1 protein-coding gene is annotated in these 1,014 nt (G+C 31.1%); it reads left to right on the top strand.

Annotated features, from left to right (window positions below):
• Window positions 1-130 precede the first annotated feature (130 nt).
• Window positions 131-838, top strand: coding sequence for a hypothetical protein (locus R3X28_RS19165; RefSeq protein WP_317666489.1), 708 nt, complete (start codon window positions 131-133; stop codon window positions 836-838).
• Window positions 839-1,014: the final 176 nt, after the last annotated feature.

Genomic DNA, 1,014 nt, shown 5'->3' with positions numbered 1-1,014 from the left:
AAATAATAGCGGTGTACTCGCCAAAACGAAATGAAATAATAATAAAGAAGGTCTATGTTTGATCGAAAAGTCAGTGTATAAATTCCGCTACTATTCTTATACTAGACCGTTGTAATGCATTTGAGAAAATATGTTAATACGAGAAATTTATGATGAATTTTACAGCAATCTAGACCAAAATAATGGACAGATTGATTTAAAGGAAATTAAGCGAGTAATGGACGCGTTTCAAATCGCATCTCTACAAGGATTTTTTACTTCATCTCTAAAAGCAATAATTGATTATCTAAAAAAATCATCTATTAAAGTTAAAAGTGCTAATTCTGAAATAATTTATGATTTTTACGATTTGTCTATATTTTTAAATAAAATAGACAGCGGTTTTGTGCTAGATGAGTATCAAGAAACTCTGGGTTTCAAAACTTCAGAAAAAAAGATTAGCAAAAATAAACAATTCTATTCCTTCTTAGGGGAAGTAATTACATCTTACATTCCTGATGAATCCAAAAACAATTGGAATTCGGCTACTTTATTTGTTCAACTTCAACCTGGAACTGTTAGCTTAAATGGTCACTTTTTTGAGGGAGACGAGAAAAAATGGCTTTCTCCTAGCATAGGCTATGAAAAGTCAGATAAAATTTTGAAATTCCACAACGAAACTACCAAAGATGAAAGCCTTAGATGGAATAAATTAGTTATTAATTTAAGTAATCAAGGGGCATTTGAGGTCGAATATATTTGGGACGTTAAATATCAAAAAGAGGTGGATTCGCATAATTTAGAATTTGAAAAAAACAATTCAAATTACCAGAGACCTAAATGGCCGTGGGAAAAATAAAACGCATTACAACAATACCTAAACGTAATGCGGACTTTAGCGCTAAATCTAAAGGTCTGTGTATATTTATATAGTCGCTAAATCTTATGGATTTAGCTTTGGAAAAGAAAAAATAAAACTAAACAATAAGCTTTAGCTTTGTGCTAAGACGGAAACTCAACGCCTCCTTACTTCCA

Source organism: Maribacter sp. TH_r10 (genome assembly GCF_033101095.1).
GTDB lineage: Bacteria > Bacteroidota > Bacteroidia > Flavobacteriales > Flavobacteriaceae > Maribacter_A > Maribacter_A luteus.
This window is presented reverse-complemented; position numbering and strand designations above follow the sequence as displayed.